11 protein-coding genes and 1 pseudogene are annotated in these 14,351 nt (G+C 70.9%); 6 read left to right on the top strand and 6 right to left on the bottom strand.

Going from position 1 to position 14,351, the window contains the following annotated elements; genetic code table 11:
- Positions 1–124: 124 nt before the first annotated feature.
- The 4 genes and pseudogenes from IH00_RS0102735 to IH00_RS0102725 all read left to right on the top strand — a co-directional run bounded on the left by IH00_RS0102735 (position 125) and on the right by IH00_RS0102725 (position 3,754).
- A complete protein-coding gene (locus tag IH00_RS0102735) occupies positions 125–1,291 on the top strand; it encodes a PP2C family protein-serine/threonine phosphatase (RefSeq protein WP_031069110.1) in 1,167 nt (388 codons plus the stop codon).
- Positions 1,292–1,479: 188 nt separating this feature from the next.
- Positions 1,480–2,673 carry a PP2C family protein-serine/threonine phosphatase gene (locus IH00_RS0102730; RefSeq protein WP_031069108.1) on the top strand — a complete coding sequence of 398 codons (1,194 nt, stop codon included), beginning with the start codon at positions 1,480–1,482 and terminating at the stop codon, positions 2,671–2,673.
- Positions 2,674–2,714: 41 nt separating this feature from the next.
- A pseudogene (locus tag IH00_RS43755) lies at positions 2,715–2,949 on the top strand (sugar kinase); the annotation flags it as partial.
- 91 nt (positions 2,950–3,040) lie between these two features.
- A complete protein-coding gene (locus IH00_RS0102725) occupies positions 3,041–3,754 on the top strand; it encodes a hypothetical protein (protein ID WP_063835296.1) in 714 nt (237 codons plus the stop codon).
- A 269-nt stretch (positions 3,755–4,023) separates the two neighbouring features.
- Here the strand turns inward: IH00_RS0102725 and IH00_RS0102720 are convergent, their stop codons facing one another.
- Together IH00_RS0102720 and IH00_RS0102715 are read right to left on the bottom strand one after the other, a co-directional pair.
- Positions 4,024–4,863, bottom strand: coding sequence for a class I SAM-dependent methyltransferase (locus tag IH00_RS0102720; RefSeq protein WP_234334744.1), 840 nt, complete (start codon positions 4,861–4,863; stop codon positions 4,024–4,026).
- Positions 4,864–5,360: 497 nt separating this feature from the next.
- On the bottom strand, positions 5,361–6,260 hold the full coding sequence (locus IH00_RS0102715) for an aldo/keto reductase (protein ID WP_031069102.1): 900 nt from the start codon (positions 6,258–6,260) through the stop codon (positions 5,361–5,363).
- Positions 6,261–6,361: 101 nt separating this feature from the next.
- Between IH00_RS0102715 and IH00_RS0102710 the strand changes: the two genes are divergently transcribed.
- Positions 6,362–7,363: an ArsR/SmtB family transcription factor gene (locus tag IH00_RS0102710; RefSeq protein ID WP_234334743.1), complete on the top strand. Its 1,002-nt coding sequence runs from the start codon at positions 6,362–6,364 to the stop codon at positions 7,361–7,363.
- A gap of 118 nt (positions 7,364–7,481) precedes the next feature.
- On the opposite strand, the gene IH00_RS0102705 is transcribed toward IH00_RS0102710, so the two are convergent.
- The 4 genes from IH00_RS0102705 to IH00_RS0102685 all read right to left on the bottom strand — a co-directional run bounded on the left by IH00_RS0102705 (position 7,482) and on the right by IH00_RS0102685 (position 12,527).
- Entirely contained in the window at positions 7,482–9,107 is a 1,626-nt protein-coding gene (locus IH00_RS0102705; protein WP_031069099.1) for an ADP-ribosyltransferase domain-containing protein, read from the bottom strand.
- Positions 9,108–9,216: 109 nt separating this feature from the next.
- The gene (locus tag IH00_RS0102700) at positions 9,217–9,993 is read right to left on the bottom strand and encodes a macro domain-containing protein (protein ID WP_234334742.1); all 777 of its coding nucleotides are present in this window, start codon (positions 9,991–9,993) and stop codon (positions 9,217–9,219) included.
- Positions 9,994–10,085: 92 nt separating this feature from the next.
- Positions 10,086–11,045, bottom strand: coding sequence for a DUF1152 domain-containing protein (locus IH00_RS0102695; protein ID WP_031069094.1), 960 nt, complete (start codon positions 11,043–11,045; stop codon positions 10,086–10,088).
- 585 nt (positions 11,046–11,630) lie between these two features.
- Positions 11,631–12,527: a LysR family transcriptional regulator gene (locus tag IH00_RS0102685; protein ID WP_234334741.1), complete on the bottom strand. Its 897-nt coding sequence runs from the start codon at positions 12,525–12,527 to the stop codon at positions 11,631–11,633.
- 130 nt (positions 12,528–12,657) lie between these two features.
- Here IH00_RS0102685 and IH00_RS0102680 point away from each other — a divergent pair, with 130 nt between their 5' ends.
- Positions 12,658–14,016: an MFS transporter gene (locus IH00_RS0102680; protein ID WP_234334740.1), complete on the top strand. Its 1,359-nt coding sequence runs from the start codon at positions 12,658–12,660 to the stop codon at positions 14,014–14,016.
- Positions 14,017–14,351 lie beyond the last annotated feature (335 nt).

The raw sequence follows: 14,351 nt of genomic DNA, 5'->3' as shown, positions 1-14,351 counted from the left end.
CTGAAGAAGTCTCGGAATGCATGCCCTCAACTGTGACACTTCCCAACGGCCTTGTCAGTCGCTGCGACATCAGCGGCCATCCGGTCCTTTCCCGCATTCATCCTGAACAGGTGGTAATCGAACGGTGGACAGATTCTCGGCTGTGGAACGCGCGCTGCGCGGGGCCCCGCCTCACGCCCTCCTCGAAGCAGTACGGGACGCCCTCTCCACCCATTACACGGCCGTCTCCGTCGATCTGCTCATGGCCGATTACGCCACGACCATGCTGCAACCGGTCAGCACCCTCCCCTACACCGGGGACCCGGTCACCGTGCACGGCAGCGCGCCGGGGCGGGCCTTCGGGTCCCAGCGGCCCCATGTGGAGAGCCGCCCCCACTCCGCTGACGTGAGGGCGCACTTCCCCGTCAGCGTGCGCGGCGACCGCATCGGCGTCCTCACCGTCCGGCTCCCCCGGGACGGCTACACGCCGGAGGTCGAGCGAGAACTCCAGGACGTCGCGGAGGTGCTCGGCCACGAGATCGTCGTGGCGGAACGGGACACCGACCTGTACGTGCAGGCGCGCCGGGCCAGCCGGCTCACCCTCGCCGCCGAGATGCAGTGGCAGCTGCTGCCGGGCCGCGCATGCTCACGCCCCGAGTACGAGATCGGGGCCCAGCTCGAGCCCGCGTACGCGATCTACGGCGACAATTTCGACTGGTCCACCTCCGCCGACCGGCTCACCCTCACCGTGACCAACGGCATGGGAGAGGGAATCGAAGCGGCCCTGCTGACCAATCTGGCGATCAACGCACTGCGCAACGCCCGCCGGGCCGGCCTGTCCCTGGCGGACCAGGCCTTCCTCGCCGACCAGGCGATCTACGGGCACTACCGCGGCTCCGTGCACCTGTCGGTGCTGCTCCTCAGCTTCGATCTCGCCACCGGTGAGGCCGAGGTCGTGGACGCCGGATCGCCGAAGATGTGGCGCCTGAGGCGGGGAAAGGCGGAGCCCGTCGAACTCGAGGCGCAGCTTCCCCTCGGGATGTTCGAGGACACCATCTACACCGCGCAGCCCTTTCACGTGCTGCCGGGCGACCGGCTCTTCTTCCTGAGCGACGGCGTCTACGACGTCGCCTCGCCGGCGGGCGAGCGCTACAGCGAGAAGGCGCTCACCCGGGCCATGGCCGCCACCCGCCTGCTGCCTCCCTCGCAGGTTCCCCACGCGGTGCTGCAGGAGCTCGCCGGCCACCGCGGCCCCATCGACCCCGACGACGACGCCATGGTGGTCTGCCTCGACTGGCACGGACGGCAGTGACGCGCCGCGGGCGGTGGACCGCGGACCGCGGGTACGCCCCTCCGCCGGTGAGGGGACGGAGCCGCCCGCGGCCCACGAGGCCGCTCGCCGTGATCGTGCCGTGCTGCCTAGACTGAGGCTGAGCCGAGGTCGCGCGGGTGGCGAGGTCACCGGAAGCCCCTGCCGAGTACTCGTCGAAGGGGTGAGACGTGGAGCGATTCACCGCTGTCGAGACGGCCCTTCGGGCCGGTGCGCCGCACACCCTTCTGGAGATCGTGAAGTCGGCCGTGGCCGAGCAGTACGGGGCGGACCGGGTGGAGCTGCGGCTCGCCGACTACGCCATGCGGTCGCTCCAGGTCGTCGGGCCCGCGCCGTCGGCCGAGTCCGTACCGATTCACGACAGCCCGCAGGGCCGTGTCTTCGGGACGCAGGAACCGCTGGTCGTGCGGGACGACGGGACGGGGATGGCGGACGTGCACCTGCCCATCACGATCCGTGGCGACCGCATGGGCGTGCTGACGGTCGGAATGCCGCAGGACCGCCTGGCCGACCCCGTGCTGCCGGAGCTGCAGAACATCTGCGAGGCGCTGGGCCACGAGATCCTCGTCGCCGATCGCGACACCGATCTCTACGTCCTGGCGCGGCGCGCCGCCCGGCTCACTCTGGCCGCGGAGATGCAGTGGCAGCTCCTGCCGGGCCGGGCCTGCTTCCGTACGGAGTTCTCCCTGGGCGCGCATCTGGAACCGGCCTACGCGGTGCTCGGCGACAACTACGACTGGTCCGTGTCGGCCGACGACCTGACCCTGACGATCACCAACGGAATGGGGCAGGGCATCGATGCCGCCCTGCTGAGCAACCTGGCGGTCAACGCGCTGCGCAACGCCCGGCGCGCCGGGCTCGACCTCGCGGGACAGGCCGCGCTGGCCGACCAAGCCGTCTACGCGCAGTATCAGGGCCGGGTCCATGTGTCGGTGCTGCTTCTCCGTTTCACCCTGGCGACCGGCCAGGTCGAGGTGATCGAGGCCGGCTCGCCCCAGGCCTGGAGGCTGAGCCGGGGAACCGTGACGCCGCTGACCTTCGACGCGCAGCTGCCCCTCGGCATGTTCGAGGACACCGAGTACGTACCGGAGTACTTCACCGTGCGGGACGGGGACCGGCTGCTGTTCGCCAGCGACGGGGTGTACGAGGCGCAGTCGTCGGCGGGGGAACGGTACGGGGACCGTGCGCTGGCGCGCTCGCTCGCGGCCACGCGTCTGCTGCCCGCGCCCCAGGTGCCCGACGCGGTGCTGCGCGAACTCCGTAGCCACCACGGGGACGTGCCGCTGGACGACGACGCGCTCGTGGTGTGTCTGGACTGGCACGGCCCGTCAGCCCGGGACGGGCAGTCGCAGGGTCCGCGGTAGGGCCGCTCCGGCCGGTCACGCGTGCGCGGCGCCCGTGGCCTTTGAGCCGCTTCTCGGTCGGTCCGGGCACCGGGCCGAGTTCCGGCTCGGTCAGCAACGTGGTGTCCGAGCTGGTCGCCGAGGGCCTGGTGGAAAAGGCCGGCAGCGTCGACTCGGCCGGCGGCCGCCCCCGCACGCTCCTGCGCATCAGCGCGGACAGCGGCTACATGATCGGCGTGGACATCGGAGACGCGCGTACGGATCGAGCTCTTCGACCTCGCCCTCAACGAACTGGCCCCCGGTGCTGTGACCATGAACCGCCGCAAGGTGCGCCGCGCGTGAACAAAAAGGAAAGCGTGACTCCTTCCGGGCGGGATACGGTCCTGCCATGTCCCGATCAGACGAACGTGCTCCCTTCCCGTCCCCCGTCACGGCGGACGACCTCGATCTTGCCGTGCAGCTCGCTGTGGCCGCCCTTCGCACGGCGCCCCCGGCCGCGTGGGACGGCCGGGCGGGTTCGCTGGAGTGGGACTGCTGGGAGACCGCCGAGCACCTCGGCGACGACCTCTTCGCCTACGCCGCGCAACTGGGTCCGAGAACCCCGCCCCTGGACGGTGACGTGCCCTTCGTGTGGCAGAGCCGGCGACCCGGCGGCCCCGAGAACGTCATTCACGCGGACCGCGCGGCGGGCCCCGCCGGCCTGTTGCAGGTGCTGGAGGCCAGCGGCGCCCTGCTGGTCGCCATGGTGCGCACGACGCCCCCGCACGTACGCGCCCACCACGTCTTCGGCGTCTCCGACGCCGAGGGCTTCGCCGCGATGGGGATCGTGGAGACCCTCGTGCACACGCACGACCTGGCCCAAGGGCTCGGGGTTGCCTGGAACCCGCCCGCGGACCTGTGCTCGCGGGTGCTCGCCCGCCTGTTTCCGGACGCCCCGGACTCCACGGATCCCTGGCCCACCCTGCTGTGGGCGACCGGGCGCGCCGAACTGCCCGGGCGCCCTCGTCAGGCCGCATGGCGCTGGGACGGCAGGCCCCGGGAAGAGCGTCCCCCGCACGCGGGCGCAGCGGCAGCCGCGCGCCTCGCACCCCGTGCATCCTGACCGCCCCTTCCCACCGCAGGCACCTCGCCCGCCGAGAAGCACGCGACCACCTCGCGCAGGCCCGGGCACGAGATCATCGCCGCCGCGCGGGTGGAGTTCCCGACGTGCACCGAGGACGTCGAAGCGCTCCGCCGGTAGGCGGCGCGGCCGGCATGCGCGCTGCGCAGGGCGCGGGCCGACGTTCCGCGGGCCGGGCTCTCGACCGCCTCGCACGGCTCCCGTTCGCCCGGCCAGGACCGGCGGGCAGGACAGGACCGGCGGAGGAGCCGTCAAGGAGCCCCCTGCGGCGGTCGGCGCCCCCACGCGGTGATCATCCCTGGAGACAGCTCGGCACAGTCCGGCGACTCCAGACAGCGGACCGCCTCCTCGACCGTCGCGTCGTCGACGAGGCCCGTCGCCGTGATCGCCTCCCGTGCGCGGCGCCACGTATCGACCCAGAACCGGCTGATGGCGCTCCCGGGCACCAGCGGAGGGGCGTACATCTCCGCGGCCACCGAGGTGAGCCCGGCCGTACGAAGGAGACGGGGGTACTCCGGGACCCAGGTGATGTCCGTCCCGATGGTGTCCTTCAGCCCCTGCCACATCGCCCGCATCACCCTGCTGTACGCGGTCTCTCCGGCTCCCGCGGACGTCAGGTCGACCGCGTCGCTGAGAACGAGAACACCGCCCGGGACGAGCAGTCGGCTGAGTTTCCCGATGAGTTCCCGCCGCGCGGGCAGGTGCATCAGCACGAAGCGCGCGTGGACGAGGTGAAATTTCCCGGGATCGAACCCCGGGTCGGTGACGTCCGCCTCCAAGGCGGTGAGCCCCGGGGCGGGCCGGGCGGCGAGGAAGCGCACGTCGCGGTCGACGGCGAGCACGGACGCGACGCCGAACCGGTCCAGCAACCGGTGGGCCACCGTACCCGTCCCGGCACCCACGTCAAGGCATCGCCATCCGGGTCCGGCTCCGAGTTTCCCGAGCCGTGCCGAGGTGATCCCGTCGTAGGCGAGGGCGCCGAGATCGATCCGTTCGTCCTCGCCCGTGCGCTCCGGCGGGAACACCGTTTCGCCGTAGCGGCCGTCACCGGTGTCGCCACCTTCGGGCAGCGAGGACTCGGGCAGTTCCACGGCGGGGCCTCTTCGGGACGACGGGCACGGTCCGGCGACCGGCGCCGCGGACGTGCACCGATCCTGCACGCGTCCCCGCCCACGCGGCAGAGGCTCGCCGCACCGGGGCCCGACCGGGTCACGGCATCACGCGTTCGCCCTGAGCGGCGAGCCCGGCACGGAGGAGGTGCCGGGACCGTCAGGAAGGCAGGCGGCACGTCCCGCGAGCGCCGAAGGCCGTACCGACCTGCTCGACACGCCGGAGTGCCGGGCGGCCTGGCTCGCGCTGGAGGAGTCGCGGCTCGGCTCGGAGACAGGCGGCGCCGTACCCACGAAGGCCGACCTCGCAGGCGTCCACGCCGTACGGACCACACCGAGGCGGCGGTGCACGCCCTGCTGCACCGGCGGGATCGGGGCTGCTGCGACCGGGGGTGGGCGGCTGGAACGTCCGCGCGCCCTCCGGCGGCCCGAACCGATCAGCGGAAGCGGACGGTGACGGCCGGCGCGGGCCTCGGCCGCTACCCCGAAAGGGAGCCGAGGGCGGTGACTTCGGCCTCGGACAGACGCAGGGCGCCGGCGGCCACGTTCTGTGCGAGGTGGTCGGGGTTCCCGGTGCCGGGGATGGCCAGCACGTGGGGGCCTTGGTGCAGGGTCCACGCGAGCCGGATCTGTGCTGCGCTCACTCCGCGCGCGCGGGCGATGGCGCGCAGCGTGCTGCTGTCGTCGGTGGTCGCGCCGGCGGTGCGTCCGGTCCCGGCGATCGAGTAGAACGGCACGAACGCGACGCCCTGTTCACCGCAGATCCGCAGGAGCTCCTCCTGCTCGGGCGATGCCCCGATGCCGTACATGTTCTGGACGCAGACCACGGGGGCGATGGCCTGGGCCTCGGCGAGATGATGGGGGAGGATGTTGGACAGGCCCAGATGGCGGATGAGCCCCGCGTCACGCAACTCGGCCAGCGCGCCGAAGCGCTCCGCGATCGAATCGGTTCCCACGATGCGCAGGTTCACCACGTCCAGGTGGTCGCGGCCGAGCTGGCGCAGGTTCTCCTCGACCTGGCCGCGCAGTTGCTCGGAGGTGGCGTGGGGCAGCCAGTTGCCCGCAGGGTCCCGGCCCGGTCCGACCTTGGTGACGATGACGAGATCGTCGGAGTAGGGGGACAGTGCCCGGTTGATGAGTTCGTTGGCCGACCGGAGCGGCGAGAAGTAGAACGCGGCGGTGTCGATATGGTTCACGCCGAGTTCGACCGCACGGCGCAACACCCGGAGCGCCTGACCGCGGTCGAGGGGAACGGCGTCGGGCACCAGTGCCTCGCCGTGCTGCGTCAACCTCATCGCGCCGAAGCCGATGCGGTTGACGACCAGGTCGCCGAGTGTCCAAGTGCCCGACGCCGCTGCGGTGATCGTGTCCGAGGTCATGTCCGGGGTCATGTCCGAGGTCATCTGCGAAGTCATGCCGGGAAGGATCTCCGCTGGATAGGCTGGACGCCATTGATTCAGTCAGGTGTGAATCCTCGGGGGTGGTCGTCCTGGCGGAGCTGACGTTCTCGGCGAACGATCTGGCGCAGGTGCGGTTCACCGTCTCGCCGATGTGGCAGGTGGTGACCAGCTTTCGGCTGCTGTCCCACCCTGCCTCCGCATCCCCTGTTCACCGTCCCTGGATCCAGCAGGTCCAGCCGCGGGTGGCGGCCGCCGGGCTGGACAGGGGCTGGCTTGCGGAGCTGATCCCGCCCACGGGATTCTTTCCGTACTTCCTCAATCCGGCCCCCGCCGGGCCGGCCCCGGCGCTCGCCACGGAGCTGGCCGCCATCCAGGACGCCCCCGTCGACCGGGTCCGCCACGACCTCGATCACCTGGAGTACCACCAAGGACGGCTCAGTCCCCGGCTGCGGTCACTGCACCATGACCCGCGCGCCGGCCTGACCCGCCTCACCCGGGAGATCCACACCTACTGGGAACTGGCCATCGCTCCCTACTGGGCACGCATCCGCGCTGTCCTGGACACCGACGTCTTCCACCGGGCACGCCGGATCGCCGAGCACGGCGCGGGCCAGGTACTCAACGACCTGCACAGCGCGGTGAGATGGGACGGCAGCACGCTGCACCTGACCCGGCGAGGCAGGCCGCTGTCCCGCACCACGGCGGGTCCGGGACTGCTGCTCGTCCCCTCGGTCTTCACCGGACCACGTCTGCCCACCCGAGTCGCACCGCCGGAACCACCACAACTCACCTATCCGGCACGTGGTACCGGCTCACTGTGGATCACCGCGCCCACCACCGGCACCGATGCCCTCGCCTCGGTGCTCGGCCGCTCACGAACCCGCCTGCTGGCCGAACTGGACACCCCGGCCTCCACCACCCAACTGGCACATCGCACCGGACTGTCCCCAGCCGGGGTGTCGCAGAGTCTGACCGCGCTGCGTGGCGCGGGCCTGGTCAGCGCCCACCGAGCCGGCCGCTCCGTCCTCTACGCCCGTACCGCCGCCGCAGAAACCCTCCTCGAAGCCGCCTCCACCTCCTGACGCGATCAGCCCGGAAGCAATCAGGGCCGGGCCGGAGCCGGGCCCCGTGCCGAAGGCGGTGCCCCGGCTCCCGGGCCCCATGTGCGGGCCGGAAGCCGGGGTGCCGGAGGGCGGATGGTCAGGAGACGAGGGGGGCGGCGTCCACCTCGGTCAGCTTGACCGTGCACAGCCCACCGCGCTCGGCCTTCACGTCCGTCACCTCCAGTTGGGTGCCCGGCGCGAGGATGTACTCCTCCTCGCCGGTGAAGGCGGAGAAGCTCCGGATGCCCACCGCCCGCGCCGGGGTCACCTCGAAGAGCGTCCGCTTGCCCCGGCTGCCCAGGAAGGAGCGGGCCACGCTCAGCTCGGACGTGCACGAGGACACACCCCACCACGTCACCGTCCGCCCGACCGGGTACTGCGCCCGCAGGTCCAGCGACACACCGCGCCACAGCGGCCGGGTGTGGGCCGGCAGCCCCGAGACCGCCGAGAACAGCAGCCGCAGGTACGGAAGGTAGGGCACGACCTTGGCCCGCTGCGGGGAGCGGAGAACGGCGTTGATCTCGCGGTAGAAGGTGGACTCGCAGGTGTAGAGGTAGAGCGCCGCGATCGCGTCCGCGGACAGGCCGTCGGCCGTCTCGTCCGCTCGCCGCTTGCCGAACTCGCGGGACCGCTCGATGTACCGGCTGAGTCCGGACAGCACCTTGGTGACCGGGGCCAAGGCGTCCGGGAAGTCCATCAGCGGGGTATCGAAGACTCCGGTGATCGCCGGGAGGACGAGCCCTTCGTCCTTGACGCTGGTGAGCCGCTCCAGATACAGCTGGTGCAGTTCCATGGTCGACGCGATGAAGGCGCCCATCCGTGCCGCGACGTCCCCGTCCGCACCACTGGTGCCGGCCGCCTTCTCGTTCCACCCCTTGCTCGGCAGCCAGTCGATCTCGTCGGCGCCCAGCGAGGCGAGGGCCGCGTTCACCGTCGCGAAGTGGTCTCCCTGGCAGAAGATGTCGCCCTGGGCCGCCGGGTTGGCGTGATCGATGTGCCGGACCTCCACGTCCGGGTACTTCTCCTGGAGCCGGAGCACGACCTTCTTCAGGTTGCGGGCGTGGGCCCCCCACCACGCGAAGACGACGCCCCGGTCCTCCTCGTCGGCGTCCTGCTTGGCCTTGAGGATCTCCTCGACGATCCGCTCGGCGACGGGCCGCCAGAACGCGGTGTGCCGGTCCGCCCCCATCGCGCCGTCGCTGCTGGCGGTGAGCGAGGCGTTCAGCAGCAGCACGCCCTGCGTGAGCATCGCCTGGAACCACTCCGGCGGCTGGACCGTCTCCCGCTCCTTCAGCAGGGCTCGGACGTCGGCGATGGGTGTCTTCTTGGCGATGCCGTACTTCCACATCGCCGCCGCCTTGATGATGCAGCGGATACTGACGACCCTGCCGAACTGGCTGTCCTTCCAGTCGTTGAAGGTGTTGTCGAACATGGCTATGCCCGTGGCGCTCTCCGGGCGCGGGTACGGGTTCTGGCCGAAGACGACGACCTTCCACTTGTGGGGCGGGTTGGGCTTGAGCGCCTGGAAGGTCAGTTCCCGGACGGGGACGACCTCCGGGCTGCGGCCCTGGCCGATGAACTCGGCGGCGTCCGGCTGCGCCTCGATGACGGGCCGCAGGAGCGGAAGCCAGGTTTCACCGCCGCCCTTGAAGAGTTCGGTGAGACCCAGCGGGTCGTTCGCGTCCGGCTGGGCCGGGGTGGCGGTGGTGGAAGAGTCGCTCATGGGCGAAGGGCTCCCGGTCGTCGTACCTGGGGGATGGAGGTGGCCGGCGGTCTGACCGGCGGAGTGGCCTGCGGGCTCACCGGCCGGCTGGCCGGTCGGGGGAACGGGATCAGGGACGAAAGGAATGCCCTTTCGGCGGCATGATGCGCACCCGCTGCGTGACCGGCGTGTTCTCGATGCCGTCGAGCTGCGAGGTGATGGTGGCGCGCAGCTCGTCGTCGTCCTCGAACCAGTGGTCGTGGAAAAGGGTGTAGCCGGTCCACATCAGGTTGGCGCAGACCCGGGCCGGCACCCGGCCGGTCTGCGCGCCCATCCCGACCAGCGCCACCGACCGGATGCTCCCCGGCACCTGCCGGTTCTGCCGGTGGACGGCCTGGAATGCGGCGGCGCACGCCATGGCCACGTTCAGTGTGTCACTCACGTTCTGCGAGGACTGCACCATGGTCGGCGTCGATATGAGGTACCGCGGGATGTCCGCCCCCGACGGGACGCACACCGCACTGCCCACCGGCAGGATTCCGCCGAACCGGTCGCGGATGGCCCGCTGCACCCGCAGCTGGATGCCCGCTCCGAGGTGCCGCTTGATGACGGCATCCGCCCCACCGTCCATCCGCCCGCGGGAGTTGGTCGGGGTGACCCAGGCGTCGACATTCTCATCGAGGATCGAGCCCCGGCGGATCTCGATCCCGGGGGTGTCGGCGAACGCCGCCCGCCACGCTTCCACCACGCGCTCGTTGACGTCGGTCAGCACCACCCTGAGCGAGGTCTTCATACGGTTCTCGATCATCGTCCACTCCTGTCGGCGAAACGGCCTTTCCAACACCACGACGTTATCGACCACCACTGACAACGCCGTTCCGGCGACAATCCCATGACCTGCCGTCACGGCACTGTGCGGGCGGACCACGGCGACCGTGCGCCGGCCCCGGGGAGGCGCGTGCTTCTGCGGCGGCGCGGCAAGGACGGGACGTACGGACGTCAGTGCGGGATCCGGCGGGGCGGCCGGGTGATGGTTTCGTCCCGGAACTGCGCGATCGCGCTGCTGACCTGCCGCATCAGGTGGGTGTTCTCGATCCGGTCGAGGTAGAGGCAGCGGGCAGCCAGGCCCTGCAGCTCGAAGACGAAGCACAGTGACATCAAGGGGTTGATGAACAGCTCGCTGCCCCGGGTCCGCGTGGTGAACCGGACGTCGCCGAAGGAGCCGCGGACCGCGGCGGCGACGGAACCGTTGACGATGCTCGGGTGATCGGGGGTGTGATCCTGCGCGTGGGCGACAGCGTCCAGGTACAGGGCCCCCTCCCGGGTCGTACGGGATATCGAGAAGGCGCCGAGGTAGGCGCCGTCGCGCTCGAGCGCCGCGATGTTCTCCAACACGAGGCCATGGCTGACCCCGTGGTACGCGTCGACGCCGAAACCCACGGACACCACGAGGCGTTCGGGTACGTCGTCCAGCGCCGCAAGCGCCGCCACGCTGGTCAGGTCCTCCTCCGGCGTGCCGAGGCCCGCCTCGTCACCACGCATCAGAATGTCCGTACCGCCGTCGACCAGGACGACCGCGTCGATCCGGAAGTGGTCGATCAGCGCCCGGTAGGCCGCACGCAACGGCTGGACCCCCGTCCTCGGGAAGGCGTGGACGGTACTGGGGTACCGGTGGAGGGCCAGCCACTGGGCCAGCGTCCGCTCGGGGAAGTACGCCTGGTGCGGTGCCGATCGCGGGGTCACCGCCACCACGTCCGGCGCGAGCCAGTCGTCCGTCGGCAGCCCTTCGACCGCGCTGAAGGTGAGGTTGGCCAGGTGCACCTCCTTGCCCTGGTGCATCAGGTCGAGGGCGATCGGCAGGCCGGAGTAGATGTCGAAGCCGCCTCCGGCACCGGCGACGAGTACGCGCTCGGCATTTTCGAGGCGGGAGAAGAGTGGATTGGTGTGCAGGGCCGTCATGTTGATCAGTGTGCCGGGGTGTGAAGGCTGCGCGCACAGCTGAGGCCCGGAACCTCGCGGGGGGTGTTGTCGGTCCCGTCCGGCAAGGTTCTGCCCATGAACGAACATCCAGCGGACGCGGACGCGGCTGTCGCAATCACGGTGGACGCCCGATGGTGGCTACTTCCAGGCCATCGCCGACATCGACGCGACCCCCGACAAGGCCGAGGCGCTCGGGGCGCGGGTGGTGGGACGGCTGGTCGCCGAGGGGATCGTGCGCGCCGTGCAGAGGTACGAGATGCTCGGCAGGCCGGTGTACTCGCCGGGGCCACGATGGGACGACGTCACCGGGTGGCCGCGGCAGGGCGGCTGTGACGGGCTGGCCGTCATCACCGGCAGCACCGTCTTCTGGGGGTCCCTCGGCTCTGTGTTCCCTCGTCGTCGAGTGCTACCGCGTCTGCGTTTGTGGCTGCGGCGGCCTCTGTGGCCGAGCATTCGCCCTTCATCTCCCTTTGACGGCTCGCGGAGTTCGCGGGAGGGCGGTGCCGCCCACCCGTCGGGTCTCTCCTGATGTGCTCGTAACTGCTCTCTCCCCGTTTCCGCTGTTCAGGGGCTGGCGGCGGCGTAAAGGACGTCGCGCAATTCTGGGAGGGTTTCGCGGTCTTTGCGCCAGACGAGGCGCAGGCTGAGGTCAGGCACGGGAAGGTCGAGCTGGACGAGGGTGCCGGCGCGCAGACTGTCGGTGACGGCGAAGCGGGGCAGCAGGGTGATACCGAGGCCGTGTTCGGCCCAGGCGCGCATCACGGGAACTCCGCCGGCTCGGACCCGTTCGGGGCCGGTGCCGAGGAGGCGTCGTCCGGCCAGCCAGAAGGAGCACTCCGGGGCGTTGACCAGGAGTCGTTCGTGGTCGAGGTCAGTGGGGGTCAGTGCGGGACGGGCAGCGAGGGCATGGGTCGGGGCGGCGACCAGGGCCAGGGGGACGGGGTCGAGGTCCAGAAAAGCGAGGGGTTCGGCCGGGGCGGGGAAGCCGAGCCCGCCGAGGTCTTCCCCGGCGTCCAGGAGAAGGGCCGCGTCGAGGCGTCCTTCGACGACATCGGTGAAAAGCCCTTGGCGGGTTCGGTCGGAGTGGACGTCGACCGTGATGTCGGGGCGGTGTTCGGCCAGCCGGGCGAGGACGAGGGGGACGTGGGATCCAGCTAGGGTCTCCAGGGCGCCGAGCCGTAGCCGTCGGCGCTCGCCGCGGACGTCGTGGACGGCTTGCTCGGCGGTGTCGAGCAGCGTACGCGTCCACCCGCGCAGACGTTCTCCGGCGGGGGTCAGTTCCATGCCCTTGGGGCCGCGGGTGAACAGGGTGACGGCGAGAGCGGCTTCGAGAGTGCGGATCTGCTGAGAGACGGAGGAGGGAGCGAGCCCGAGCGCGACGGCGGCACCCGTGACGGTCCGGTGCCGGATCACAGCCTCGAAGGTGGCGAGTTGGCGTAGTTCCACGTATGCGCCCAACACCGTGAGAGCGTTCGGAATTTCCGAACGGAGCGTGCGGCTGCCTCGGTGGAGCGTCCAGCCTGGTCGGGCCGATGGTGGGTGGCGTGATTGATCTGGCTGCTTACCGGAGGCTTTCTCTTCCATGGCTGTTGTGAACCCTGTCGCGTCCGCCGTTCCCGCACTGTCCCGGGCGAGGCGCGCGGGCGCGCTGACGGGTGTGTCGCTGGGCTATTTCATGGTGCTGCTCGACACCACCGTGCTGTCCGTCGCCGAACCCGACTTGGCCGCGTCGCTGCATACATCGATGGCCGGCCTGCAGTGGGCCACCACCGGCTACACCGTGGTGTTCGCGGCTCTGCTGTTGTCGGCGGGGGCGGCAGCCGACCGGTTCGGCGCCGAGCTGGTCTTCCGGGCCGGCACGGCCGTGTTCGCACTCGCGTCCTTGCTCAGTTCCTTGGCCCCGACCCTGGGTGCGCTGCTGATCCTGCGAGCGGTGTCTGGGGCTGCCGCGGCGGCTTGCGTCCCGGCCTCGATGGCACTGATCGCCCGTCTCTACCCGGAGCCCGCGGCTCGGGCCCGCGCGATCTCGGTGTGGGCCGCGGTCAGCGGGGCGGCCGTCGCCGCTGGCCCGATCGCTGGCGGCGCCCTGGTGGAGGCGGCCGGATGGCGGGCCGTGTTCCTGGTCAACGTGCCCCTCGGGCTGCTCGTACTGATGATGACTTGGGGAAAGGGGGTGCACTGTCCGCGCGGCGCCAACCGCGTCGACTGGCCGGCCCAAGCAGTAGCTGTGGCGGTGCTGGCGCTGCTCACGGACGTCCTGATCGCCGCCGGCGCTGGCGCGTGGGTCCACACCGCGTGGTCGGCGGGCGGGCTCGGCATCGCGGTGGTGGTGTTCGCCGTGCTCGAACGGCGCAGCCAAGCCCCGGTGGTGAACCGGACGCTGCTGCGGTCGGCACCGGTGCGGGCCGGGCTGCTAGCGGGCGCGGTCGCCAACTTCGCCCTGTCCGGTGCCCTGTTCGTGCTGCCCCTGCTGCTGCAGCGCGAGCGGCACCTGAGTGCCCTGGAGACGGGGCTGGCGTTCTTGCCGCTGACCGTCCCCTTCGCCGCAAACCCGCCGCTGACCGGCAGGATCGTGGCCCGCACCGGCCCGCGGCGCCCGATCCTTGCCGGCCTGGCGCTTCTGGCCGCCGGAGGCACGGTCCTGGCCTGCACGGTCTTCACCGAAGGCGCCTACGCCTGGCTCGCGGCGGGCATGCTGCTCACCGGCTTCGGGATCTCCTTCGTCCTGCCGGCCCTCGTCGCAGCCGTGATCGGGGCCGCCCCGCACGGCACGGCCGGCTCGGTCGGCGGCCTGCTCAACGCCGTCCGGCAGATCGGCGCCACCTTCGGGGTCGCCCTCATGGGCGCCGCCGCGACCGCCGACACCGGATGGTCCCTGCTGCTGTCGGCCGGACTATGCACCCTCGCCTGGCTGGCCTTCGCACTGACGCCCGTGGTCACACCTCAGTAGTCAACACAAGCTCGCAACGTAGGCCACGCAGCCGACACCACACGGCACAGAGCCGACCTCGCAGGTGGTGTCATTGCCCGATTCGGCGATGGCACCACACCTGTTGCGCTCGATACCGTCAGCTGGGAGTGCCTCGCCGGTGTTGGCCAGGAAGCACAGCAGCAGGTGGAAACCGAATCCATCTTTGTAGGTGGGTGCGGCCTCTCCCGAGCCATTGTCAGGAGTTGTAAGTGATGACCTTTTTTCGGGGCTGCCTTGTAGTGATTTCGACAAACGGGCTTACGTCTTCCACGGCACGGTGACCGTCACCGCGATCCGGCTGTGGTTCCGCTCCT

The sequence above is a fragment of the Streptomyces sp. NRRL S-118 genome, from assembly GCF_000716335.1.
Lineage (GTDB): Bacteria > Actinomycetota > Actinomycetes > Streptomycetales > Streptomycetaceae > Streptomyces.
The sequence above is the reverse complement of the archived record's forward strand: the minus strand, read 5'-3'. Positions and strand labels throughout refer to the sequence as shown.

Bases quoted from the DNA above. Each gene is read 5' to 3' on its own strand.
- IH00_RS0102715 (WP_031069102.1), bottom strand. From the start codon at position 6,260: ATGACCTCGGACACGATCACCGCAGCGGCGTCGGGCACTTGGACACTC.
- IH00_RS0102695 (WP_031069094.1), bottom strand. From the start codon at position 11,045: ATGACGGCCCTGCACACCAATCCACTCTTCTCCCGCCTCGAAAATGCC.
- IH00_RS0102725 (WP_063835296.1), top strand. From the start codon at position 3,041: ATGTCCCGATCAGACGAACGTGCTCCCTTCCCGTCCCCCGTCACGGCG.
- IH00_RS0102705 (WP_031069099.1), bottom strand. From the start codon at position 9,107: ATGAGCGACTCTTCCACCACCGCCACCCCGGCCCAGCCGGACGCGAAC.